14 protein-coding genes are annotated in these 24,799 nt (G+C 65.4%); 4 read left to right on the top strand and 10 right to left on the bottom strand.

The features are described 5' to 3' along the window. Positions 1 to 3 precede the first annotated feature (3 nt). Together GEV38_RS17975 and GEV38_RS17970 are read right to left on the bottom strand one after the other, a co-directional pair. Positions 4 to 1,611: a carboxyl transferase domain-containing protein gene (locus tag GEV38_RS17975; RefSeq protein ID WP_054572481.1), complete on the bottom strand. Its 1,608-nt coding sequence runs from the start codon at positions 1,609 to 1,611 to the stop codon at positions 4 to 6. A 19-nt stretch (positions 1,612 to 1,630) separates the two neighbouring features. Then, a complete protein-coding gene (locus GEV38_RS17970; protein WP_025339821.1) occupies positions 1,631 to 2,794 on the bottom strand; it encodes an isovaleryl-CoA dehydrogenase in 1,164 nt (387 codons plus the stop codon). A 323-nt stretch (positions 2,795 to 3,117) separates the two neighbouring features. Between GEV38_RS17970 and GEV38_RS17965 the strand changes: the two genes are divergently transcribed. Next, positions 3,118 to 4,800: an AMP-binding protein gene (locus GEV38_RS17965; RefSeq protein ID WP_054572482.1), complete on the top strand. Its 1,683-nt coding sequence runs from the start codon at positions 3,118 to 3,120 to the stop codon at positions 4,798 to 4,800. A 340-nt stretch (positions 4,801 to 5,140) separates the two neighbouring features. Here the strand turns inward: GEV38_RS17965 and GEV38_RS17960 are convergent, their stop codons facing one another. Continuing rightward, on the bottom strand, positions 5,141 to 5,302 hold the full coding sequence (locus GEV38_RS17960; protein ID WP_015271006.1) for a hypothetical protein: 162 nt from the start codon (positions 5,300 to 5,302) through the stop codon (positions 5,141 to 5,143). Between the two features lie 140 nt (positions 5,303 to 5,442). Between GEV38_RS17960 and GEV38_RS17955 the strand changes: the two genes are divergently transcribed. The 3 genes from GEV38_RS17955 to glgB all read left to right on the top strand — a co-directional run bounded on the left by GEV38_RS17955 (position 5,443) and on the right by glgB (position 13,162). Then, positions 5,443 to 7,461, top strand: a complete 2,019-nt coding sequence (locus tag GEV38_RS17955) for an alpha-1,4-glucan--maltose-1-phosphate maltosyltransferase (protein WP_054573006.1) — start codon at positions 5,443 to 5,445, stop codon at positions 7,459 to 7,461. A 172-nt stretch (positions 7,462 to 7,633) separates the two neighbouring features. Beyond that, positions 7,634 to 10,951 carry a maltose alpha-D-glucosyltransferase gene (treS, locus tag GEV38_RS17950; protein WP_054573007.1) on the top strand — a complete coding sequence of 1,106 codons (3,318 nt, stop codon included), beginning with the start codon at positions 7,634 to 7,636 and terminating at the stop codon, positions 10,949 to 10,951. Then, positions 10,952 to 13,162, top strand: a complete 2,211-nt coding sequence (gene glgB / locus GEV38_RS17945) for a 1,4-alpha-glucan branching protein GlgB (protein WP_054573008.1) — start codon at positions 10,952 to 10,954, stop codon at positions 13,160 to 13,162. 117 nt (positions 13,163 to 13,279) lie between these two features. Here the strand turns inward: glgB and GEV38_RS17940 are convergent, their stop codons facing one another. From GEV38_RS17940 to treZ, 7 genes are all read right to left on the bottom strand, one after another. Then, complete coding sequence (locus GEV38_RS17940) at positions 13,280 to 14,356, bottom strand: autotransporter outer membrane beta-barrel domain-containing protein (protein ID WP_054573009.1); 1,077 nt, start codon at positions 14,354 to 14,356, stop codon at positions 13,280 to 13,282. Positions 14,357 to 14,656: 300 nt separating this feature from the next. Beyond that, on the bottom strand, positions 14,657 to 15,466 hold the full coding sequence (locus GEV38_RS17935) for an endonuclease/exonuclease/phosphatase family protein (protein WP_015271002.1): 810 nt from the start codon (positions 15,464 to 15,466) through the stop codon (positions 14,657 to 14,659). A 178-nt stretch (positions 15,467 to 15,644) separates the two neighbouring features. Next, the gene (gene glgX / locus GEV38_RS17930) at positions 15,645 to 17,798 is read right to left on the bottom strand and encodes a glycogen debranching protein GlgX (RefSeq protein WP_015271001.1); all 2,154 of its coding nucleotides are present in this window, start codon (positions 17,796 to 17,798) and stop codon (positions 15,645 to 15,647) included. A gap of 153 nt (positions 17,799 to 17,951) precedes the next feature. Next, a complete protein-coding gene (locus GEV38_RS17925) occupies positions 17,952 to 18,200 on the bottom strand; it encodes a DUF2934 domain-containing protein (protein ID WP_043935743.1) in 249 nt (82 codons plus the stop codon). A gap of 14 nt (positions 18,201 to 18,214) precedes the next feature. Continuing rightward, entirely contained in the window at positions 18,215 to 20,989 is a 2,775-nt protein-coding gene (locus tag GEV38_RS17920; RefSeq protein WP_054573010.1) for a malto-oligosyltrehalose synthase, read from the bottom strand. After that, on the bottom strand, positions 20,986 to 23,055 hold the full coding sequence (gene malQ / locus GEV38_RS17915) for a 4-alpha-glucanotransferase (RefSeq protein ID WP_054573011.1): 2,070 nt from the start codon (positions 23,053 to 23,055) through the stop codon (positions 20,986 to 20,988). Before malQ ends, GEV38_RS17920 begins: the two co-directional genes overlap by 4 nt. After that, positions 23,052 to 24,794 carry a malto-oligosyltrehalose trehalohydrolase gene (gene treZ, locus GEV38_RS17910; RefSeq protein ID WP_054573012.1) on the bottom strand — a complete coding sequence of 581 codons (1,743 nt, stop codon included), beginning with the start codon at positions 24,792 to 24,794 and terminating at the stop codon, positions 23,052 to 23,054. The genes malQ and treZ overlap by 4 nt, the downstream gene beginning before the upstream one ends. Positions 24,795 to 24,799 lie beyond the last annotated feature (5 nt).

Raw genomic sequence — 24,799 nt, 5'->3', positions numbered from 1 at the left:
GGGTCACATCCGGAAAATGCCGAAGCGGCTCTGTTCGATCGGTGCGTTCAGCGCGGCGGACAACGCCAGGCCGAGCACGTCGCGGGTCTGTGCCGGGTCGATGACACCGTCGTCCCACAGGCGGGCGCTGGAGTAGTAGGGGTGGCCCTGGTGCTCGTACTGGTCAAGGATCGGCTGTTTGAGCCTGGCTTCGTCTTCGGCGCTGAACGGGTGGCCACTGCGCTCGCTCTGTTCGCGCTTGACCTGGGCCAGCACGCCGGCGGCCTGTTCGGCCCCCATAACGCCGATCCGCGCATTGGGCCACATCCACAGGAAGCGCGGGTCGTAGGCACGGCCGCACATGCCGTAGTTGCCGGCGCCAAAGCTGCCGCCAATGATCACCGTGAACTTCGGCACCTGGGCGCAGGCCACGGCAGTGACCAGCTTGGCGCCGTGCTTGGCGATGCCGCCTTCTTCGTACTTCTTGCCGACCATGAAGCCGGTGATGTTCTGCAGGAACAGCAGCGGGATGCCGCGCTGGCAGGCCAGTTCGATGAAGTGCGCGCCTTTTTGCGCCGCTTCGGCGAACAGGATGCCGTTGTTGGCGAGGATCGCCATCGGGTAGCCGTGCAGGTGGGCGAAGCCGCACACCAGGGTGGTACCGAACAGCGCCTTGAACTCGTCGAACACCGAGCCGTCGACCAGACGCGCGATAACCTCGCGCACGTCGAACGGTTGCTTGGCATCGGCCGGCACCACGCCATACAGCTCATCGGCGGCGTACAGCGGTGCCACCGGGGCCAGGCGCTGCAGCTTGCCCAGCTTGTGCCAGTTGAGGTTGGCCACGCTGCGTCGGGCCAGGGCCAGGGCATGTTCGTCGTTGTCGGCATAGTGGTCGGCCACGCCGCTGGTACGGCAGTGCACATCGGCGCCGCCGAGGTCTTCGGCGCTCACCACTTCACCGGTGGCCGCCTTCACCAGTGGCGGGCCGGCGAGGAAGATGGTCGCCTGCTGGCGCACCATGATCGCTTCGTCGGCCATCGCGGGCACGTAGGCACCGCCGGCGGTGCACGAACCCATCACCACGGCGATCTGCGGAATGCCCAGTGCGCTCATGTTGGCCTGGTTGAAGAAGATCCGCCCAAAGTGCTCGCGGTCGGGAAACACTTCGTCCTGGCGTGGCAGGTTGGCGCCGCCGGAGTCCACCAGGTAGATGCACGGCAGGCGGTTCTGCAGGGCGATGGTCTGCGCACGCAGGTGCTTCTTCACCGTCAGCGGGTAGTAGGAACCGCCTTTGACCGTGGCGTCGTTGGCCACGATCATGCATTCCACGCCTTCGACGCGGCCGATGCCGGCGATCACGCCCGCAGCGGGCACGTCTTCGCCATACACCTCATGGGCAGCCAGTTGGCCGATTTCGAGGAACGGCGAGCCCGGGTCCAGCAGGCGGTCGATACGCTCGCGTGGCAACAGCTTGCCACGCGAAGTGTGCCGCTCCTGAGCCTTGGGCCCACCGCCCTGGGCCACCTGGGCGAGCAGGCCGCGCAGGGCCTGGACCTGTTCGAGCATGGCCGCGCTGTTGCTGGCGAACTCTGCCGAACGCGGGTTGATCTGGGTGTGCAAGGTAGCCATGTGCGCCCGTCCCTTGTGCTCAGCGGGTTTCGTTGAACAGTTCGCGGCCGATCAGCATCCGGCGGATTTCGCTGGTGCCGGCACCGATCTCGTACAGCTTGGCGTCGCGCAGCAGGCGGCCTGCCGGGAATTCGTTGATATAGCCGTTGCCGCCGAGAATCTGGATCGCCTCCAGGGCCATTTGCGTGGCGCGCTCGGCGGTGTACAGGATCACCCCGGCGGCGTCCTTGCGGGTGGTTTCGCCACGGTCGCAGGCCTGGGCCACGGCATACAGGTAGGCGCGGCTGGCGTTGAGCTGGGTGTACATGTCGGCGATCTTGCCCTGGATCAGCTGAAACTCGCCGATGCTCTGGCCGAACTGCTTGCGGTCGTGAATGTAGGGCACTACCAGGTCCATGCAGCTCTGCATGATGCCGGTCGGGCCGCCGGACAGCACCACGCGCTCGTAGTCCAGGCCGCTCATCAGCACGCGCACGCCACCGTTTAGCTGGCCGAGGATGTTTTCTTCCGGCACTTCGACGCCGTCGAAGAACAGCTCGCAGGTGTTGGAGCCACGCATGCCCAGCTTGTCGAACTTGTTGCTGCGGCTGAAGCCTTTCCAGTCACGCTCGACGATGAACGCGGTGATGCCGTGCGCGCCCTTGTCCAGGTCGGTCTTGGCGTAGATCACGTAGGTGTTGGCGTCCGGGCCGTTGGTGATCCAGGTCTTGCTGCCGTTGAGCACGTAGTGGTCGCCGCGCTTTTCTGCGCGCAGCTTCATCGATACCACGTCGGAACCGGCGTTGGGCTCGCTCATGGCCAGGGCGCCGATGTGCTCGCCGCTGATCAGCTTGGGCAGGTACTTGAGCTTCTGCTCGTGGCTGCCGTTGCGGTTGATCTGGTTGACGCAGAGGTTGGAGTGGGCACCGTAGGACAGGGCCACCGAGGCCGAGCCACGGCTGATTTCTTCCATCGAAACCACGTGGGCCAGGTAGCCCAGGCCGGCACCGCCGTATTCTTCCGGCACGGTGATGCCCAGCAGGCCCATGTCGCCGAACTTGCGCCACATGTCGGCAGGGAACAGGTTGTCGTGGTCGATTTGCGCGGCGCGTGGGGCCAGTTCGGCGGCGACGAAGGTGCGCACCTGGTCGCGGAGCATGTCGATGGTTTCGCCCAGGGCGAAGTTCAGGGTGGGGTAATGCATGCTGGGGCACCTTGTTGTTCTTGAAATATGGGAAACACTCTGGCTCAAGGATCTGGCGCCGGACCCTGTGGGAGCGGGCTTGCCCGCGAATGCGTCAGCAGGACCACCGTCATTGCCTGAGTGATCGCATTCGCGGGCACGCCCGCTCCCACAGGGTTCGGCGTCATGCCTGAGGGGCGGTGTCGTTCATCACCTTTACGTTAACGTAAACCTGCGGAAGGTCACTGTCAATCCATTCATAACCTTTACGTAAACGTAAATCTGCGCCAGAGTATTCCCGCTTGCTTCAGTCGTGCCCAGAACAACCACAAGAAGGGACACCCATGAGTCAACCAAGCTATACCCGCGGTCGTCAGGACCAAGCCTTGCTGACCCAGACCATCGGCCAGGCCTTCGACGCCACCGTGGCCCGTTGTGCCGACGGCGAGGCCCTGGTGTCGCGCCATCAGGGCCTGCGCTACAGCTGGCGGCAGTTGGCCGAGCAGGTCGAGGTGCATGCTCGTGCCCTGATGGCCCTGGGCGTGAACACCGGCGATCGGGTCGGCATCTGGTCGCCCAACTGCGCCCAGTGGTGCATCCTGCAGCTGGCCAGCGCCAAGGTCGGTGCCATCCTGGTCAACATCAACCCGGCCTACCGCGTGGGCGAGCTGGAATACGTGCTGCGCCAGTCCGGTTGCCGCTGGCTGGTGTGTGCCGATGCCTTCAAGACGTCCGACTATCACGCCATGGTCCAGGAGCTGGCACCGGAGCTGGCCAGCGCCGTCCCCGGTGAAATGGCCAGTGAACGCCTGCCGGACCTGCGCGGTGTGGTCAGCCTGGCCGCCAACCCGCCGGCAGGCTTCCTGCCTTGGCAAGCGCTGGCCGAGCGGGCAGGGCAGACCTCGACCGAGGCCTATGCGGCGCGCCAGCAAAGCCTGCAGTTCGACCAGCCGGTGAACATCCAGTACACCTCCGGCACCACCGGCGCACCGAAGGGCGCCACGCTCAGCCACTACAACATCCTCAACAACGGCTTCATGGTCGGCGAAAGCCTGGGCCTGACCGCACGCGACCGCATGGTGATCCCGGTACCGCTGTACCACTGCTTCGGCATGGTCATGGCCAACCTCGGCTGCATCACCCATGGCAGCACCATGATCTACCCCAACGACGCCTTCGACGCCGAGCTCACCCTGCGCGCCGTGGCCGAAGAGCGCGCCAGCATCCTCTATGGCGTGCCGACCATGTTCATCGCCATGCTCGACCACCCCGCGCGCGGGCAAATGGACCTGTCGACCTTGCGCAGCGGCATCATGGCCGGCGCCACCTGCCCGATCGAGGTGATGCGCCGGGTCATCGACCAGATGCACATGGCCGAAGTACAGATCGCCTACGGCATGACCGAAACCAGCCCGGTGTCACTGCAGACCGGCCCGGACGACGACCTGGAGCTACGCGTGACCACCGTCGGCCGCACCCAGCCGCAGCTGGAGAACAAGCTGGTGGACGCCGACGGCTGCATCGTCCCGCGCGGCGAGATCGGCGAGCTGTGCACCCGCGGCTACAGCGTGATGCTCGGCTACTGGGACAACCCCCAGGCCACGGCAGATGCCATCGACCCGGCCGGCTGGATGCATTCTGGCGACCTGGCGGTGATGGACGAGCACGGCTACGTGCGCATTGTCGGGCGCAACAAGGACATGATCATTCGCGGCGGCGAGAACATCTACCCGCGTGAACTGGAAGAGTTCTTCTACACCCACCCGGCGGTGGCCGATGCGCAGGTGATCGGCATCCCGTGTAGCCGTTATGGCGAGGAGATCGTCGCCTGGATCAAGCTGCACCCGGGGCACAGTGCCACGGTCGAAGAGTTACAGGGCTGGTGCAAGGCGCGCATTGCACACTTCAAGGTGCCGCGGCATATCCGCTTTGTCGACGAGTATCCGATGACGGTGACCGGCAAGGTGCAGAAGTTCCGCATGCGGGAGATCAGTGTGGCGGAGATATCGGCTTTAACTGCTGGTTGATGTATTGATGCTGCCGGCCCTTTCGCGGGTAAACCCGCTCCTGCAGGTACAGCGCCGCGTTCGAAATCGGCGCGGTCCCTGTGGGAGATTGCCCAGTCCTTCGGGCTGCGCTTTCGCGCAGAGAACCAATATCGCTCGTCTGACGCGTCCTTTGTAGGAGCAGCCTTGTGCTGCGAAGAGGCCGGTACAGCCAATAGACAGGCTTTATCAGCCCCGGCCTCTTCGCAGCACAAGGCTGCTCCTACAGGACCTCGCCGAACCAGTGAGTCATGTGTTGTTCTATGGGAGCGGGTTCACCCGCGAAAGGGCCGGTCCTGCCTGCGTAGATCCTGGTCTACCCTTAAGCCTTCACCGGTGGTTCCTGGCTCGGCGGGTCGCCCACTGTCGGCGGCACGGTCGGTTTGATCGGCAGCTCGTCCGGCTCTTCCTCCGGCACGGGCGGCGGCAGGCTCGGGTCGTCGATGTTGGGATCGGGAGTCTCCGGTGGAATGGGAATGTTCATGGCCTGACCTCGCTTGGGTAATTGAAGAGGTGCTGCAGGCTTCGACCCCTCGCAGCTGCCGTTCGCTCAATTTTTTTGAACCCCACGCCTGTGCCCGGCTCTGAACCCTTATCGCCACCAGCCTGAGGGAGCAAGGTCCGATGTCACGAAACGAGCCCTTCGAAAGCGTGCCCATGGCCAACGATCACCCGGACCAGGCCATCAGCCTGTCCCAGGCGCTGCTGGCGCCGCGCATCGTGATCGAAGACACCCAACCCGTGCTCGAAGGCGGCACTTTCGCCGCCAAGGCCATCAGTGGCCAGCCGGTGGCGGTCAGCAGCAAGGTCTACAGCGACGGCCACGACCGCCTGGCCGTGATGCTCAACTGGCGCCAGGCCCACAGCCGGCGCTGGCATTGCGTGCCCATGCACTCGCCGGGCAACGACCTGTGGCTGGCCGAATTCACCCCCACTGAACTGGGCCCGCACCTGTTCAGCATCGAGGCCTGGATCGACCCGTTCGCTACCTACTGCCACGACCTGGAGAAGAAGTACCACGCCGGTGTCGAGGTCAGGTTGGAGCTGGAGGAAGGCCGATTGATGCTGGGCAAGGGCATCGAGCTGTGCAACGGTGCCCTGCGCGAGGAGCTCCAGGCGTTGCAGCAGCGCCTGCCCACGCTGAATGCCGACGACCAGGTGGCACTGTTTCTCGACCCCGCTACCGCCCGCCTGATGAGCGACGCCGAGCACCGCAGCTACCTGGCCCGCAGCCGCGAATTCCCCGTTGATGTCGACCGCCCGGCCGCGCAGTTCGCCAGCTGGTACGAGCTGTTCCCGCGTTCGGTCACCGACAGCCCCGAGCGCCACGGCACGTTCAACGATGTGCACGAGCGCCTGCCGATGATCCGCGACATGGGCTTCGACGTACTGTATTTTCCGCCGATCCATCCCATCGGCATGCAGCACCGCAAGGGCCGCAACAACGCCCTCACCGCTGAGCCCGGCGACCCGGGCAGCCCGTATGCCATCGGCAGCGCGGAAGGTGGTCACGAGGCGATTCACCCACAACTGGGCAGTCGCGACGACTTCCGCCGCCTGGTGGCCGCGGCGGCCGAGCATGGCCTGGAAATCGCCCTCGACTTCGCGATCCAGTGCTCCCAGGACCACCCCTGGCTCAAGGAGCACCCCGGCTGGTTCAGCTGGCGACCGGATGGCACCATCCGCTATGCCGAGAACCCGCCGAAGAAATACCAGGACATCGTCAACGTCGATTTTTACGCGCCCGAGGCCGTACCCTCGCTGTGGCTGGCTTTGCGTGACGTAGTGGTCGGCTGGGTCGAGGAGGGTGTCAAGACCTTCCGCGTCGACAACCCGCACACCAAACCACTGCCATTCTGGCAATGGCTGATCGCCAATGTGCGCAGCCGGCACCCGGAGGTCATCTTCCTCGCCGAAGCCTTCACCAAACCGGCGATGATGGCCCGCCTGGGCAAGGTCGGGTACGCGCAGAGCTATACCTACTTCACCTGGCGCAATCACAAACAGGAACTGCGCGAGTACTTCGAGCAGCTCAACCAGCCGCCATGGAGCCAGTGCTACCGGCCCAACTTCTTCGTCAACACGCCCGACATCAACCCGTACTTCCTGCATACCTCCGGCCGTGCCGGCTTCCTCATACGCGCTGCACTGGCCACCATGGGGTCGGGGCTGTGGGGCATGTATTCGGGCTTCGAACTGTGCGAAGGCACACCGCTGCCGGGCAAGGAGGAGTATCTGGATTCGGAGAAGTACGAAATCCGCCCACGCGATTTCAGCCAACCCGGCAACATCATTGCCGAGATCGCCCAGCTCAACCGCATCCGCCGGCAGAACCGCGCCTTGCAGACCCACCTGGGCGTGGCGTTCTTCAACTGCTGGAACGACAACATCCTGTACTTCGCCAAGCGCACGCCCGAGCGCGACAACTACATTCTGGTGGCAATCAGCCTCGACCCGCACAACGCCCAGGAGGCGCATTTCGAGCTGCCGCTGTGGGAGCTGGGGCTGGATGACAACGCCGAAACCCATGGTGAGGACTTGATGACCGGACATCGCTGGTCGTGGTACGGCAAGACCCAATGGATGCGCATCGAACCCTGGCATCTGCCTTTCGGTATCTGGCGCATCGAAAAGGCCCGTTAGCGACGGGATACGCCATCCCCTGTGGGAGCGGGTTTACCCGCGAAGCAGGCGCCGCGGAGCATGGCACCGGCTTCGCCAGTGTTCGCGGGTAAACCCGCTCCCACAGGGATCGTGTCAAGTCAGTTGCTTGTGCATCAGGGCCAGAGCAACCAGAAATTGAAAGGAGTCGCACATGGCCAAGCGTTCCCGCCCGGCAGCCTTCATCGACGACCCGCTGTGGTACAAGGACGCCGTCATCTACCAGCTGCACATCAAATCGTTCTTCGATTCGAACAACGACGGCATCGGCGATTTCGCCGGCCTGATCAGCAAGCTCGACTACATCGCCGAGCTGGGCGTCAACACCCTGTGGCTGCTACCGTTCTATCCCTCGCCACGCCGCGACGACGGCTACGACATCGCCGAATACAAGGCCGTGCACCCCGACTACGGCAACCTGGCCGATGCCCGCCGCTTCATCGCCGAGGCGCACAAACGCGGCCTGCGGGTAATCACCGAGTTGGTCATCAACCACACCAGCGACCAGCACCCCTGGTTCCAGCGCGCCCGCCATGCCAAGCGCGGCAGCAAGGCACGGGACTTCTACGTGTGGTCGGATGATGACCAGAAGTACGACGGCACGCGCATCATCTTCCTCGACACCGAGAAGTCCAACTGGACCTGGGACCCGGTCGCCGGCCAGTACTTCTGGCACCGCTTCTACTCGCACCAGCCCGACCTCAACTTCGACAACCCGCAAGTGCTCAAGGCTGTGATCAAGGTGATGCGCTTCTGGCTCGACCTGGGTGTGGATGGCCTGCGCCTGGACGCCATCCCCTACCTGATCGAGCGCGACGGCACCAACAACGAGAACCTTGCCGAAACCCACGACGTGCTCAAGGCGATCCGCGCCGAAATCGACGCCAACTACCCCGACCGCATGTTGCTTGCCGAGGCCAACCAATGGCCCGAGGACACCCGCCCGTACTTCGGCGAAGGCGAGGGCGACGAATGCCACATGGCCTTCCACTTCCCGTTGATGCCGCGCATGTACATGGCCCTGGCCATGGAAGACCGTTTCCCGATCACCGACATCCTGCGCCAGACTCCGGAAATCCCCGCCAACTGCCAATGGGCGATCTTCCTGCGCAACCACGATGAGCTGACCCTGGAAATGGTTACCGACCGCGAGCGCGACTACTTGTGGAACTACTACGCCGAAGACCGCCGCGCCCGCATCAACCTGGGCATCCGCCGCCGCCTCGCTCCGCTGCTGCAGCGCGACCGCCGGCGCATCGAACTGCTCACCAGCCTGCTGCTGTCGATGCCCGGCACGCCCACCCTGTATTACGGCGACGAACTGGGCATGGGCGACAACATCTACCTGGGCGACCGCGACGGCGTGCGCACGCCCATGCAATGGTCGCCGGACCGCAACGGCGGTTTCTCCCGTGCAGACCCGCAGCGCCTGGTACTGCCGCCGATCATGGACCCGCTGTATGGTTACCAGACCGTCAACGTCGAAGCCCAGGCCAACGACCCGCATTCGCTGCTGAACTGGACCCGGCGCATGCTGGCGGTGCGCAAGCAGCAGAAGGCCTTCGGCCGCGGCAGCCTGCGCACCCTCACGCCGAACAACCGGCGCATCCTCGCCTACTTGCGCGAGTACACCGACGCCGATGGCAACACTGAAGTCATCCTGTGCGTGGCCAACGTTTCCCGCGCCGCCCAGGCAGCTGAACTGGAATTGTCACAATACGCCGACAAAGTACCGGTGGAGATGCTCGGCGGCAGCGCCTTCCCGCCAATCGGGCAACTGCCGTTCCTGCTGACATTGCCACCCTACGCCTTCTACTGGTTCCTGCTGGCCAGCCACGACCGCATGCCCAGCTGGCACATCCAGGCCACCGAGGGGTTACCCGAATTGACCACACTGGTATTGCGCAAGCGCATGGAAGAACTGCTGGAGGCCCCCTCCAGCGATACCCTGCAAAGCGCCATCCTGCCGCAGTACCTGCCCAAGCGGCGCTGGTTCGCCGGCAAGGAAGGGCCGATCGACCAGGTGCGCCTGTGCTACGGCGCGCGTTTCGGCACTACCACCACGCCGGTGCTGCTCGGTGAAATCGAAGTGCTCAGCGAGGGTATGGCTACCCGCTACCAGCTGCCGTTCGGCCTGCTGCCTGAAGAGCAGATCAGTACCGCACTGCCGCAGCAGCTGGCCCTGGCGCGGGTGCGCCGTGCCCATCAGGTTGGCCTGATCACCGATGCCTTCGTCCTCGAGCCATTCATCCGCGCGGTGCTGCGTGCCTGTGAGGGCGGCATGCATCTGCCTTGTGGCAACGGCGAGGGCGAGCTGCGCTTCGAAAGCACGCAGCAGTTGGCGAGCCTGGCGTTGAACGACGAAAGCAGCGTGCGCTACCTCAGCGCCGAGCAGTCCAACAGCTCGGTGGTGATTGGCGACCAGGTGGTGCTCAAGCTGATTCGCCGGGTCAACCCGGGTGTGCACCCCGAGCTGGAAATGAGTGCCTACCTGACCGCCGCAGGCTTTGCCAACATTTCGCCGCTGCTGGCCTGGGTCAGCCGGGTGGACGAGCAGGGCGCGCCACACCTGCTGATGATCGCCCAGGGCTACCTGAGCAACCAGGGTGACGCCTGGGCCTGGACCCAGAACACCCTGGAACGGGCCATCCGCGACCAGATGGAGCCTTCCAGCCTCGACGCCGATGCGCACACCGATGCACTGGCCGAACTCACCGGCTTTGCCGCCTTGCTCGGCCAGCGCCTGGGCGAGATGCACCTGCTGCTGGCCGCACCGACCAACGACGAGGCCTTCCAGCCGCGCCCGAGCGATGCCGACGACAGCGAACGCTGGAGTGCGCAGATCAGCGCCGAACTCACCCATGCCCTCGACCTGCTGGCCCAGTACCGCGACAGCCTCGACAGCGAAAGCCAGGCGCTGGTCGACGACTTGCAGCAACAGCGCGACGGCCTGGCCCAGCACATCGCCAACCTGACCCGCCAGGCCCAGGGCGGCCTGTTGATGCGCGTGCACGGCGACCTGCACCTGGGCCAGGTGCTGGTGGTCCAGGGCGACGCCTACCTCATCGATTTCGAAGGTGAACCGGCCCGGCCGCTGCAAGAGCGTCGGGCAAAACACAGCCCGTACAAGGATGTCAGCGGCGTGCTGCGATCCTTCGACTATGCTGCTGCCATGATCTTGCGCAGCGCGTCTGCGGTCGACCTTTCCGACCCGGCGCGCCAAGCCCGGCAACGGGTTGCCAGGCAGTACCTGCACCAGTCGCGGCATGCCTTTGTCGAAGCCTATGGCCTGGCCACCGCGGCCATGCCTCACGCCTGGCAACAGGCCGAGGGCGAGCGTGCTGCACTGGAGCTGTTCTGCCTGGAAAAAGCCGCCTACGAAATTACATACGAAGCCGAGAACCGTCCGAGCTGGCTGGCCGTGCCTTTGCATGGCCTGCATGGACTGATCAGTACCTGGGGAGAGTCATAGATGAATGCAACCACGCGTGAAAACGGCGGCCTTCGGCAACGGGACCTCGACGCCCTGGCCCGCGCCGAGCACGCCGATCCATTTGCGGTACTCGGCCCCCATGGCGACGGCGCCGGCGGGCAGGTAGTCCGCGCCTTCCTGCCCAACGCCCTGAATGTGCGCATCCTGGCCCGGCATGACGGGCGCATCCTCGCCGAAATGGAGCAGGGCAGCCTGCCAGGGTTGTTCACCGCGCACCTCGATGAGGCACACCCGTACCTGCTGCAGATCGGCTGGGCCGGTGGCGAGCAGGTCACCGAAGACCCCTACAGCTTCGGCCCGCAACTGGGCGACATGGACCTGTACCTGTTCGCCGAAGGCAACCATCGCGACCTGTCCGGGCGCTTCGGCGCCCAACCCATCCAGGTCGATGGCGTCGATGGCGTGTGTTTCTCGGTGTGGGCACCGAACGCCCGGCGGGTGTCGGTGGTGGGTGACTTCAACAACTGGGATGGCCGCCGCCACCCCATGCGCCTGCGCCACAGCGCCGGGGTGTGGGAGCTGTTCGTGCCGCGCCTGGGCGTGGGCGAAACCTACAAGTTCGAGGTGCTTGGCAAGGACGGCATACTGCCCCTGAAGGCCGACCCGCTGGCGCGCGCCACCGAACTGCCGCCGAGCACCGCATCCAAGGTGGCAGGGGCGCTCAGCCACGACTGGCAAGACCACGACTGGATGGCGCAACGCGCGCAACGCCATGCCTACAGCGCGCCGCTGTCGATCTACGAACTGCACCCGGGGTCGTGGCGCTGCGAGCTGGATGAGGCGGGTGAGGTCGGGCGCTATTACAACTGGCGCGAGCTGGCCGAGCGCCTGGTGCCGTACGTTCAGGAGCTGGGCTTCACCCACATCGAACTGCTGCCGATCATGGAGCACCCGTTCGGCGGCTCCTGGGGTTACCAGCCGTTGTCGCTGTTCGCGCCCACATCGCGCTACGGCAGCGCCGAGGACTTCGCCGCCTTCATCGACGCCTGCCATCAAGGGGGCATTGGTGTACTGCTGGACTGGGTACCGGCGCATTTCCCCACCGACGAACACGGCCTGGCGCGTTTCGACGGCACCGCCCTGTACGAATACGACAACCCCCTGGAGGGCTACCACCAGGACTGGAACACGCTGATCTACAACCTTGGCCGCAACGAAGTGCGCGGCTTCATGATGGCTTCGGCGCTGCACTGGCTGAAGCACTTCCACATCGATGGCCTGCGTGTCGATGCAGTGGCCTCGATGCTGTACCGCGACTACTCGCGCAAGGCCGGCGAATGGGTGCCCAACCGCCACGGCGGGCGCGAGAACCTGGAAGCCATCGACTTCATCCGCCACCTCAACGGCGTGGCGGCCCATGAGGCCCCGGGCGCGCTGATCATCGCCGAGGAGTCCACCGCCTGGCCCGGCGTCAGCCAGCCGACCCAGCAGGGCGGCCTGGGCTTTGCCTACAAGTGGAACATGGGCTGGATGCACGACACCTTGCATTACATTCAGAACGACCCGGTGCACCGCACTTATCATCACAACGAGATGAGCTTCGGGCTGATCTATGCCTATTCCGAGCACTTCATCCTGCCCATCTCCCACGACGAAGTGGTGCACGGCAAGCATTCGCTGATCGACAAGATGCCCGGCGACCGCTGGCAGAAGTTCGCCAACCTGCGTGCCTACCTCACCTTCATGTGGGCGCATCCGGGCAAGAAGCTGCTGTTCATGGGCTGCGAGTTCGGCCAGTGGCGTGAGTGGGACCACGATGGCGAGCTGGACTGGTACCTGCTGCAGTACCCTGAGCACCAGGGTGTACAGCGCCTGGTAGGTGACCTCAACCGCCTGTACCGCGAGGTGCCGGCGTTGCACGAGCAGGATTGCCAGCCGCAGGGGTTCCAGTGGCTGATTGGTGACGATGCGCAGAACAGCGTGTATGCCTGGCTGCGCTGGAGCAGCAGTGGCGAGCCAGTGCTGGTGGTGGCCAACTTCACGCCGGTGCCGCGCGAGGGGTATCGCATTGGCGTGCCGTTCGGCGAACGCTGGCAGGAGCTGTTGAACAGTGATGCAGAGCTGTATGCCGGGTCCAATGTCGGCAACCTGGGGGTCGTGCAAAGTGACGAGATAGCCAGCCATGGGCAGCCGCAGTCGCTGGTCCTGAACCTGCCGCCGCTGGGTGTGCTGGTGATGAAGCCGGTCTGATCTTCTGCCTGTACTGGCCTCTTCGCGGGCATGCCCGCTCCCACAGGTACGGCGCCCGCCTCTGGCCCTGTGCTATCCCTGTGGGAGCGGGCGTGCCCGCGAAAGGGCCGACCCTGCCTACCACCGCATCCGCACCCCAAGGCTGCCAATCAACCCGTTCAGATCATTGTCGTCGACGTCACTGCTGTAATCGGCACTGACAAACAGCGCCACCGTGGGTGTCACCCGCGCCACCAGCCCCAACCCCAGTTCCACCGTGGTCGAGTAGCGCGAGCTGGAGATCTTGTCGACCTGGTCCAGCTTCACCTCATCGGCATTGCTGAAGTCATACCACACGTTGGTCCGCACATAGGGTTCGATCGGCATGCCGCGTACTTCATAACGCCCGGACAGCCTGGCACCGACCCGACCGCTCCAGCTCGGCTGGCTGTCGAAGGCCTGCAAGGTCTCTTCCTGCGCCCGGCTGCCGGGGAAGAACTGCTGGTTGATCAACTGCGCCTGCGGCTCGATCACCCAGCCGCCACCCAGGCCGATGGGGATGCCGCCTTCCAGCGAGAAGGTCATCGCGTGGCCGCTGTCGTCCAGTCGCTGGCCGTTCTCGCCACGGCCATTGACGTCGATGCGCGAACCCATGGCCACGGCATCCAGGTGCCAGCCCTGTTCATGGGTCATGCTCCAGTACACCCCCAGGCTTTCACCGCTGAGGTTCACGGCGTTGCGTTGCTTGTCGCCCAACAGCTGGCGCATGCCGTTGAAGTTGGTCTGCAGGTTGTTTTGCCCCACGAAGATCCCCGCGCGGTGCACATTGCCCGCTGCAGTTTCACGCACGAACAGGTCCGGGCCGATCATCAGTTGCTGGCTGGGGGCCTCCAGCTGGTCTGGAGGCTGCGCGCCACTGCGCGCGGTGGTGGGGAAGAACTGCGCCCACTGGCTGGCGACCAGGTCCGGTGCAGGCTGCCCATGGCGTTCGCTCATCTTTTGCGAGAACGCGTTCAAGGTACCGATACTCAAGCCACTGGCGCTGACCGGGTCGAGCGTAAGCTGTGGTACTGCCGGTTGTTGCAGGAAGCCGGGCGAGGTCGGGTCGTCCTGCAGTTCATACGCGATAGTTTCCACCGGGGTTGCCAGAAGCAGCGACGTGGAAACCGCGTAGAAAATGCTTTCGAAGCGCAAGGGGCTCGAGGTGCTTTTCATGGCGGATCTCCTCTGTTTTTGTGTTACAGCCCTAGGACCTGGCCTGTTGTCACGAGCTGTACGGCAAAAACAGTGGGCGACCCAAACCAGCACGCCTGGCTTTCTGCAGCGCGCACGAAGGCGCGAGCTAGAGGCCCTGCGCGAGATCATTACTGCTTGATATGTTCAGCTAAGGAGAAGGCGCCGCTTGCGTCAAGAAAGCGTGAAGGAAGTGTTCAGGTTCCGTGGCTTTGTTCAACTTGTTGAATCACAAGATAATTCGGCTAGGTATAGCCAGGTTCGCTATTTGCCGTGCTGCGGCTATGAAGAATGATTGCTAAGCCTGACTTCGACCGACAACGGCAGGTGGTCCGACAGGTGCGACCAAGGTTTGTGCCCCAGAATTCGCGGCCCATGGCTTTCGGCGTTGCGCAGGTAGACACGGTCCAGGCGCAACAGCGGCAGCCGCGCAGGATAGGTGCGGGCCAGGTGGCCATGGTGGCGTTCGAAGGCCTCGTGCAGGTCACGCTGCAGGCCCAAGGTGCGGTTGCCGTGGGATTTCCAGTCGTTGAAGTCGCCAGCGATGATCACCGGGGCGTCGGCGGGCAAGGATTCGAGCAGCTTGCGCAGCAGTTGCAGCTGCTTCTGGCGGTGGCTTTCCAGTAACGACAGATGCACGCAGATGGCATGCACCTGATGCTGGCCAGGCACGTCGAGGACGCAGTGCAGCAGGCCACGTCGTTCGGGGCCGGTGATCGACACGTCGAGGTTGCGATGTTCGATGATCGGGTATTTGGACAGCAGCGCGTTGCCGTGGTGGCCGTCAGGATAGACCGCGTTGCGCCCGTAGGCGAAGTCGCTCCACATGCTGTCGGCGAGGAACTCGTACTGCGAGGTCTGCGGCCAGCCGGGGTAGCGCGCGGCGTGGCGGTCGTGGCTGCCGAGCACCTCCTGGAGAAAGACGATGTCGGCCTGGGTGCTGCGCACCGCCTCGCGCAGTTCCGGCAGGATGAAGCGCCGGTTGAAGGCGGTGAAGCCCTTGTGGGTATTCACCGTCAGCACCCGCAACCGCTTCACGGCTGGGGCCTGGTTGACACTGGCGAAACCTTTACTGCCGGCTTCGGGGTTCACGGTTACTCCTCGGTCAACGGGTTTGCGCGGATCCTTGTAGGAGCGGCCTTGTGTCGCGATCGGGCCGCGCAGCGGCCCCGTTTGTCAGCACCAAGGCAAGAATAGCTGGGGCCGCTGTGCGGCCCGATCGCGACACAAGGCCGCTCCTACACAAGGGACACATACCAGCGTTTCAGGTTCACTCCTCATCACGCTGCAACACCATCAGCAGCAACGACCGCCCCTTCACCTCGAAGGTGCTGTCGAAGTGCAGATGCTGCCCCTTGCGCAGCTCTGGCCGGTCGGTGTCGACCAGGCAGCTCCAGTAATCCCCCTCGGGCACGGTCGGCAGCTTGAACGGCACGATGTCATGGTGGGCATTGACGATCAGCAGCACGGTGGCCTCGGCGCCTGGCCTGGCAATGCCGCTGACCTGGGCACGGCCATCGATCAGCATGCCCAGGCAACGCCCGTGCGGGTCTTCCCATTGCTCCACGCTCATCTCGTTGCCATCCGGTGCCAGCCAAGTCACATCCTTGACGCCGATCGCTTCATTGTAGTCGCCCACCAGGAAGCGCGAGCGGCGCAGTACCGGGTAGGCCAGGCGCAGGCGGGTCAGGCGCTTGACGAAGGCCAGCAGCTCTTCGCCCTCCTGGTCCAGGTCCCAGTTCACCCAGCCGATTTCGCTGTCCTGGCAATAGGCATTGTTGTTGCCGTGCTGGGTACGGCTGAACTCATCGCCGGCGACGATCATCGGCGTGCCCTGGGCCAGCAGCAGGGTAGCGAAGTAGTTGCGCATCTGGCGCATGCGCAGGGCATTCACGGCCGGGTCGTCGGTTGGCCCCTCGACACCGCAGTTCCATGACAGGTTGTTATCGGTGCCGTCCTGGTTGTTCTCGTCGTTGTCCTCGTTGTGCTTGTGGTTGTACGACACCAGGTCGCGCAAGGTGAAACCATCGTGGGCGGTGACGAAGTTGACCGAGGCATAGGGACGCCGGCCACGGTTGTTGAACATGTCCCCCGAGGCTGTCATGCGCGAGGCAAAGTCGGCCAGTTGGCCTTCGTCGCCTTTCCAGAAGGCGCGCACGGTGTCGCGGAAGCGGTCGTTCCACTCTGCCCAGCCCGGGGCAAAGTTGCCCACCTGGTAGCCGCCCGGGCCGCAGTCCCAGGGCTCGGCAATCAGCTTCACCTGGCTCAGCATCGGGTCCTGGCGGCAGGCGACGAGGAAGCCGTGGCGTTCGCTGTAGCCGTCGTGGTAGCGGCCAAGGATGGTCGCCAGGTCGAAGCGGAAGCCGTCCACGTGCATTTCGCCGGCCCAGTAGCGCAGCGAGTCGGTGACCAGCTGCAGCACGCAGGGGTGGCTCAGGTCCAGGGTGTTGCCGGTGCCGGAATCGTTGATGTAGTAACGCTTGTCGTCCGGCATCAGGCGGTAGTAGGAGGCGTTGTCGATACCGCGCATCGACAGCGTGGGGCCGCGCTCGTTGCCTTCGGCGGTGTGGTTGTAGACCACATCCAGGATCACCTCCAGCCCGGCGTCGTGCAGGTGCGCGACCATTTCCTTGAACTCGGCGATCTTGCCGCTGGCCAGGTAACGCGGGTGGGGCGCGAAGAAGGCGATGCTGTTGTAGCCCCAGTAGTTGTTCAGGCCCTTGTCCAGCAGGTGCTGGTCGTTGACGAAAGCGTGAATCGGTAGCAGCTCGATGCTGGAAACGCCCAGCTCCTTGATGTGCTTGAGCAACTCGTCATTGGCCAGGCCGGCGAAGGTGCCGCGCAGTTTTTCCGGCACCGCCGGGTGGCGCATGCTGATGCCACGGGTGTGGGCCTCATAAATGATCGTACGCTCCCAGGGGATCTGCACGCGCTGGTCGCGGCCCCAGGTGAATGCAGGGTCGATCACCTTGCACTTGGGCACGAAGGGCGCGCTGTCGCGCTCGTCGAACGACAGGTCACCGTCGGGGTGGCCGATGGTGTAGCCGAACAGTGCTTCGGACCATTGCAGGCTGCCGACCAGTTGCTTGGCATACGGGTCGATCAGCAGTTTATTGGGGTTGAAGCGGTGGCCGTTCTCCGGCTCGTAGGGGCCGTGCACGCGGTAGCCGTAGACCAGCCCTGGGTGAGCGTCAGGCAGGTAGCCGTGGTAGATCTCGTCGGTGTATTCGGGGAGCTCGATGCGTTCGATTTCGTGCTCGCCGGTGGAGTCGAACAGGCACAGCTCGACCTTGGTGGCATTGGCCGAGAACAGGGCAAAGTTGACCCCAAGGCCATCCCAGGTGGCGCCGAGGGGGAAAGGCAGGCCTTCGCGGATACGCGACGGGGCGACCGAGCGGGTTTTCTTCGGGGTGCGGGGGCTCATGGCGGTCCTCTGTTGCCGTGGTGGGGGAGGGAGCTGCGTAGGCCTGTACCGGCCTCTTCGCGGGTGAACCCGCTCCCACAGGTACACCGTCATCCTCAGGCCTGGCGCTATCCCTGTAGGAGCGGGTTCACCCGCTAAGAGGCCGGTACAGGCTCAACCGGCAGCCGGCTTTTTCACCGCCCGGGTTTTCTTCACCGCCACGGCCTTCTCGACCGGTTCAGCCGCTACCTTGGGCTTGGCCGGGGCCCGTTTGCGCGGCGCCGCCTTGGGTGCCAGTGCCTCGGCTTCGGCCAGCTTGCGAGCCATGTCCCAATGGCGGTCTTCCTGGCCAACGGGCTTACCCTCGGACTCCCAGATCTGGTAGGCAAATTCGCGGATACGTTTTTCATCAACACTCATCATGACGCTCCTGATGTTCAAGATTGTTGTATCAGCAGGTTGACCGGAAACTCCGCCAGCACGGCGCTCAACATCAGCTCCCTGCAAGAGCTGACCGCAGCACTGGGGAAAAGTCCCGTCGAGTTGGCAGGCGACAAGGCAAACGGCAGGTTTACCCGGGTGTCGTCCCAGTTCTGTGCCGGGATCAGGGGTATCGGTGCACCTGCAAGCAAGGTACTGGCCAGGCGTGGCGCGATGATGACGGCCCGTTCGCCCTCGCCAAGGCGAGCGAACGCGATCACCTTGTCGGCATGCCGACCCTGCACGGTCAGGGGCAGGTAGGCGCCACGTCGGAACAGCTCGGCATGGGCCTGGCGGCAGTCCAGCACCCGGGCGATCAGCGCCTGCTTGAGGCGGCCATCGCGCCAGTGTTCCAGCAGCTCGGCAACCGGCGTTGCATCGTCCAGGGTGCGACGCCGGCACGCGTAGTCCACGGCGCGCCGGTTATCCGGGTCGACCAGGCTGAAATCCCAGTATTCGTTGCCCTGGTACAGGTCCGGTACGCCCGGCGTGGTCATGCGCAGCAGGGCCTGGACCAGGCCGTTGAGGGCACCGGGGCAGGCCAGCAGGTGCGCGGCGTCGGCCAGCGACTTGCGCAGCTGCTGGTTCTCGCCGTCCAGCAGCAGGCCATCGATGTAGCGGGCACAGGCGCTTTCGTAGGCTTCGTTCGGCGCGCTCCAGCTGCTGCGCAGCTTGGCCTCGCGCAGGGCTTTCTGCTGCCACTGGCGAATGCGTTCGGCGTACTGGCCAAGGGTGTTGTCATCGTGCAGGTCGAGGTCCAGCGGCCAGCTGCCCAGCAACGTCTGCAACAGCATCAGCTCGTCGCCGGGGCTGGGCGCCGGGCCGTCATCCAGTTGCGTGCGCAATGGCGTGGCCAGTTCGCGCCAGTGTTCCATGCGGCTGGCCAGCCACGGGCCGCGCTCGCTGAGCACGGCCAGGCGCGCACGGGTGTCTTCGCCGCGCTTGTGGTCATGGGTGGCGCTTGCCAGCAGGTTGTCGGGGAAGTCGCGCAGGCGCCGCTGGGCCTCGTTGTGGAAGTGCTCGAGCGGGGCGCTGAAACGCTCGGCGTCGAAGCCCACATCGTTGCGCGACAGCAGCCGCGCGCTGCGGTAGAAGGCGGTGTCTTCCACGGCCTTGGCGGCGCTGGGCGCGGTCAGTTGCTGGAAGCGCACGCAGGCGTGGCGCAGCTGCTTGCGCGCCCGGCCTGCTGGCAGGCGGCGCCAGGCTTGCCCGCCCAGCCATTGTTGCAAGTGCTCGAGCAGTGGCCAGTCGGCTTCGCCGAGGTCGAGGCGGGCGTTGGCTAGGGCCTGCTGGAAAAACCCTTCGTCTTCTGCCGGGCGCCCGCAGGCATTGAAGTAGGTGCGGTACACCGGGTAATGCGCCACCAGCGCCTGCAAGGCACGGCGGATCGCGCCCAGGGTCAGGTCGCGGGTCATCAGGTCGTTGCGCGCCACCTGCAACAGTGCCTGGGCCACCGACTCGCAGTCGCCGGCCAGGCTGGCATTGAGTACCAGGTGGCGGGCCTGACGCACTTCTTCGGGGAAGTCGGGGCGTTCGCTCACATTGGCCCACAGCTCGGTCAGCGCTGCTTCGCCCGCCGGGTCGTGCTGCAGCAGCGAAACCTGGTTCATGAATTCATAGCCGGTAGTGCCGTCGGTAAGCCAGTCGCGGTGCAGGTGCTCGTTGGCACCGAGGATCTTCTCCACGTAGATCGGGAAATGCCCCAGGGCGGCGTTCAACGGCCGCCGTGCCAGCAGGCCATCTACCCGCCGGCGCAGCTTGCGGCAGTAACCGCGCGGGTCGGCCAGGCCGTCGATATGGTCGATGCGCAGGCCGTCCACCAGGCCGCGCTCGATCAGTTCGAACAGCTTGGCGTGGGTGGCCTCGAACACCACCGCGCGTTCCACCCGCAGGCCGCCCAGCTCGTTGATGTCGAAGAAGCGCCGCCAGTTGATGTCGTCGGCGGCGGTACGCCAGCTGGCCAGGCGGTAGGTCTGGCGTTCCAGCAGCAGGTGCAGGCGCTTGAAGCCATTCTCGCTGCGGCTGTCGAACGCCACCAGAGCCGATTCGAGGTCAGCGCCTTCGCCCGCCAGGCGCGCCAGTTCAGCTTGCAGGGGCAGGGCGTCGGCCAGCGGCGTGGCCGATGCGTTCAACGCGGTGAAGCGTTCGGCCAGGGCCTTGAGCGCCGGCTCCGGGCTGAGCGCGAGAATCCAGCCATAGTCGACCGGGCAGATCGGGAAGCGGTGTTGGTAATGGGCGACCTGCAGCAGCCCATGGTGCTTGTCGAACTCGAGCGGTATCTCGCCATTTTTCAGCGCCACGCCATAGTCGCTGGCGAGGAACGGCAACAGCAACTGGCCGGCCAGCAGTGGGTCGCTGGAGTGCCACTGGATGTCGAAGAACTCTGCATACGGGCTGCGCCGACCCCAGGCCAGCAGGCTCTGCCACCAGGGGTTGTCGGCACCGCCCACGGCCATGTGGTTGGACACCGTGTCGAGGATCAGCCCCATGCCGTGCTGACGCAGGGCGGCGACCAGCCGTTGCAGCGCCGCTTCGCCGCCCAGCTCGGGGTTGACGCAGGTCGGGTCGACCACGTCGTAGCCATGGCGCGAGCCGGCGCGAGCCTTGAGGATGGGCGAGGCATACAGGTGGCTGATGCCCAACTGGGCGAAGTACGGCACCAGCGGCACGGCGTGATCGAGGGTGAAGTCACTGTGAAACTGCAGGCGCAGGGTCGCGGTCAGCGCTTTCATCGGTCACGCTCCCAAGCCTGTTCGCGGGCCTGGGCCAGCAGTTCCAGGCGCCGCGCAGCGTCTTCGTCGTCGAGCAGTTCACGTACCGGCCGGGCAAAGCGTCGGCGCCAGTTGGGGTGGCCGGCGGTGGTGCCCGGCAGGTTGGGTTGCTCGTCGCAACCCAGCAGGTCTTCCAGCGGCACCAGCACCAGCGGTGCGCGGGTGTGGCCAACGTAACGGATGGCAGCGTCGATCAGCGCGTCGTTGTTCGGCAGCGTGCCGTAGTTGGCCTCCAGGGTGCGGCGCAAACCATCGTGCTCCTTCTGCCGCTCGTGGCGCCAGTGCAGTTCGGTGGCAGCATCGATCAGTTGCAGGCGGTGGCTCCAGTCGATGTCGCGGTTTTCCAGCCAGCCGGCCAGCGGCGCTAGGTCATGGGTGCCGGTGGTGGCCAGGGCGTTATCCGGCCAGTCGAGAATCGGCTTGAAATGGCCGGGCTGGGTCTGCTCGAAGGGCAGCACGCGCATGCCCAGCACGGCCTTGGCCGCCAGTTGCTCGCGCAGGCCGTCCGGCACGGTGCCCAGGTCTTCGCCGAGGATGATTGCCTGGTGGCGCACCGACTCCAGGGCCAGCAGGCGTAACAGATCTTCCAGCGGGTAGTTGAGGTAGGCGCCTTCGCTGGGCTTGGCCCCCTGCGGGATCAGCCACAGCCGGCGCAGGCCCATGACATGGTCGATGCGCAGGCCGCCGGCGTGGGCGAGGTTGGCCCGGAGCATTTCGATGAAAGCGCGGTAGCCGTTGCGCTTGAGCCCTTCAGGCGAGAAGGCGCAGATGCCCCAGTCCTGGCCGGCACGGTTGAGGATGTCAGGCGGTGCACCCACCTTCAGGCCTGCCAGCAGCTCGTCCTGGCGGCTCCAGGCCTGGCTGCCGGCACCGTCGGCGCCCACCGCCAGGTCAGCGATCAGGCCGACCGCCATGCCGTTGCCGCGCGCTGCTTCCTGGGCGCGTTGCAGGCCCCGTTCGGTCAGCCATTGGCAGAAGGCATGGAACTCGACCTTGGCCGGGTAGGCGTTGGCGAAGGCCTCCACTTCCGGGTGGTATGGGTCGTGCCAGGCCTTGGGCCAGTGGCGCCAGTCGGCGCCCAGGCCATGCTCCACGGCTTGCGCCTGCAGCACTTCGAAGCGGCAATGGTGTTCCAGCGCCTGGCCACCGGCTTTGCGGAAGCTGTCGAAGTCCTTGCGTAGCGGGTGGTCGCCCTGGCTGAAGCCCTGGTACAGGGCTTCGAGCAGGCGCTGGCGGGCGCTGGCGGCACGCGGCCAGTCTACCAGCGGGCCTTGCTCAAGGTCTTCGAGCTGTTGCTCCAGGCCGCAGGCTTCGATGGCCACGCGCACCTCCCGCTCGCCCAGCAGCGCGGCTGGGCTGGCGTACAGGGTATTGAGCAGCAGGCGGCTGGAGGGCGAGTAGGGGCTGTAGTGCGTCTGGTCGATGGCCGACAGGGCGTGGATCGGGCTGATGGCCAAGGCATCGGCGCCGCGTTCGGCAGCCGCGCGGGCCAGTTGTTCCAGGGCCAGGCAGTCGCCATAGCCGCCATCGCCGGGGCGGCGCAAGCTGTACAGCTGCACCGCCAGGCCCCAGCAGCGCGGTGGCGGCTGTTGCACCCGGTCTTCAAGGCTGTGGCAGCGCAGCGGGGCCACGGCCACGGTGAAGCGGCGGCTGTCGATTTCCACCTGGTGGTAGCCGATGGGTAGCGCGCCGGGCAGGCGGGCCTGGTCGTCAAGGCTGAGGGTGAGGGCGCTGTGGTCCTCCAGGGTGCAGTGCACGACGCTGGCGGCGCTGAAGTAGCGCGCCAGTGCCAATGGCTGGCCTAGGTCGGCGGTCAGCAGCGGCGGCAGGTGCTCACTGTCTTCGGCAGCGTCCACGGCGCGCAGGCTGGCGGCGATGGCGGCGTCATCGTTGGCAGGGTGGCCAAGGCCTTCAAGTATGTTGCGCAGTACCTCGTCGCTGACACGCTGGGGCCGGGCATTGGCGTCGATCCAGTCGCGGCTCAGCCCGACGCGGCTCGCCAGACGGTGCAGGGCGGTTTCGCTCATGGGCGCTCCTGGGCAGGGGGAAGCAGGCTGACCACGCAGCTGTATGCGGCCAGATGGGTATCGGGGTGCCGGGTGTCGCTGCTGTCGAACAGGCGGTTGGCCGGCGCGGGCAACTCGACCACCTGCGGGGTGGCGGCCAGGTTCAGGTCGATGCGCAGGGTGGTGCCATTGCCCAGGCACCAGCGTGCGGTCAGGGCCTTGTCGCCGTGTACTTCGGCACCCAGCGCGCGGCTGCCGGGCAGGTGTGGGATCACATGGCGGCGGCGCAGTTCGAGCAGGTGCTGGTACAGGCCGTGCCAGCCGGCGATCACTTCCTTGCCTTGCGGGCGGGAGGCCTCGAAGGTCTGTTCGGCGTTGGGGTCGGGGATGCGTTGGCGCTGCTCGGGGTCGGCGAAGGCGGCGAAATGGGCGAACTCGCCGCGCCGGCCTTCGCGCACGGCGTCGGCCAGCTGGTCATGGAAGTCGGTGAAGAACAGGAACGGCCGGCAGCTGCCATCGTCGTCGCCCATGAACAGCAGCGGAATCATCGGCGCCAGCAGCAACAGCCCGGTGGCCGCCCGCAGCGCCTGCGGTGGGCACAGACGGGTCAGGCGCTCGCCCAGGGCGCGGTTGCCGACCTGGTCATGGTTCTGCAGGAACAGCACGAAAGCGCTGGGTGGCAGGTGCGCGCTGGGCTCGCCGCGGGGCGTGCCATGGCGGTTGGCCTGGCCCTGGAACACGAAACCTTCGGCAAGGCAGCGGGCCAGCTGGTCGATGGGGCGCTGCTGGTAGTCGGCGTAGTAACCTTCGGTTTCGCCGGTCAGCAGCACATGCAGGGCATTGTGGCCGTCGTCGTTCCACTGGGCATCGAAGCCTTGCTCCAGCAGGAAGGCCTGGTTGTGTTCGTTCTCCAGTACCAGCCATACGTGGCGGCCCGGTTCCACCGCAGCGCGTACCCTTTGCGCCAGCTCGACCAGAAAGTCGGGCTGGTCGATGGCGTGCACGGCATCCAGGCGCAGGCCGTCAAAGCGGTAGTCGCACAGCCACATCAGGGCGTTCTGGATGAAGAACTCGCGCACCTGCGGGCGACGGAAGTCGATGGCTGCGCCCCAGGGGGTCTGCCGGTCTTCGCGGAAGAACGGGCTGGCGTACTGGTGCAGGTAATTGCCGTCAGGGCCGAAGTGGTTGTACACCACATCGACCAGCACCATCAGCCCGTGGCCATGTGCCTGGTCGACCAGCGCACACAGCTGCTCGGGGCTGCCATAGGTGTTTTGCGGCGCATAGGGCAACACGCCGTCGTAACCCCAGTTGCGCTCGCCGGGGAACTGCCCCAGCGGCATCAGTTCGACGGCACTGATGCCCAGTTCGGCCAGGCGCGGCAGTTGCCGGGCGACCCCGGCGTAGCCGTCGAGCAGGCCGACATGCAGCTCCTGTATGACCGCCTCGTGCCAGGGCCGGCCTTGCCAGGGGTGTCGCCAGGCATAGCTGGCCACATTCACCACCTGGCTCGGCCCCTGCACGCCATCGGGCTGATAGCGCGAGGCCGGGTCGGCCACCTTCAGTGCACCGTCGATACGGTAGTGGTAAAGGTCACCGGCCTGGCACGGGGCCACGCCGGTGAACCAGCCATCATCGTCGGGCAACAGCTCGATGGCCGGCTGCTGCTCCAGTTCCACGCTCACGCTGCGCGCATCCGGGGCCCAGAGGGCGAAGCGCGCCGACGTGGCGTCCAGCAGGTGTGCGCCATGCCTGTGCATCTTCA

Origin of the sequence: Pseudomonas sp. 13159349, from assembly GCF_013305685.1 — a bacterium.
GTDB classification, from domain to species: domain Bacteria; phylum Pseudomonadota; class Gammaproteobacteria; order Pseudomonadales; family Pseudomonadaceae; genus Aquipseudomonas; species Aquipseudomonas asiatica.
The sequence above is the reverse complement of the archived record's forward strand: the minus strand, read 5'-3'. Positions and strand labels throughout refer to the sequence as shown.

Coding starts and splice junctions, on each gene's coding strand:
- GEV38_RS17975 (WP_054572481.1), bottom strand. CDS start 1,611: ATGGCTACCTTGCACACCCAGATCAACCCGCGTTCGGCAGAGTTCGCC.
- GEV38_RS17970 (WP_025339821.1), bottom strand. CDS start 2,794: ATGCATTACCCCACCCTGAACTTCGCCCTGGGCGAAACCATCGACATG.
- GEV38_RS17965 (WP_054572482.1), top strand. CDS start 3,118: ATGAGTCAACCAAGCTATACCCGCGGTCGTCAGGACCAAGCCTTGCTG.
- GEV38_RS17960 (WP_015271006.1), bottom strand. CDS start 5,302: ATGAACATTCCCATTCCACCGGAGACTCCCGATCCCAACATCGACGAC.
- GEV38_RS17955 (WP_054573006.1), top strand. CDS start 5,443: ATGTCACGAAACGAGCCCTTCGAAAGCGTGCCCATGGCCAACGATCAC.
- treS (WP_054573007.1), top strand. CDS start 7,634: ATGGCCAAGCGTTCCCGCCCGGCAGCCTTCATCGACGACCCGCTGTGG.
- glgB (WP_054573008.1), top strand. CDS start 10,952: ATGAATGCAACCACGCGTGAAAACGGCGGCCTTCGGCAACGGGACCTC.
- GEV38_RS17940 (WP_054573009.1), bottom strand. CDS start 14,356: ATGAAAAGCACCTCGAGCCCCTTGCGCTTCGAAAGCATTTTCTACGCG.
- glgX (WP_015271001.1), bottom strand. CDS start 17,798: ATGAGCCCCCGCACCCCGAAGAAAACCCGCTCGGTCGCCCCGTCGCGT.
- GEV38_RS17925 (WP_043935743.1), bottom strand. CDS start 18,200: ATGATGAGTGTTGATGAAAAACGTATCCGCGAATTTGCCTACCAGATC.
- GEV38_RS17920 (WP_054573010.1), bottom strand. CDS start 20,989: ATGAAAGCGCTGACCGCGACCCTGCGCCTGCAGTTTCACAGTGACTTC.
- malQ (WP_054573011.1), bottom strand. CDS start 23,055: ATGAGCGAAACCGCCCTGCACCGTCTGGCGAGCCGCGTCGGGCTGAGC.
- treZ (WP_054573012.1), bottom strand. CDS start 24,794: ATGCACAGGCATGGCGCACACCTGCTGGACGCCACGTCGGCGCGCTTC.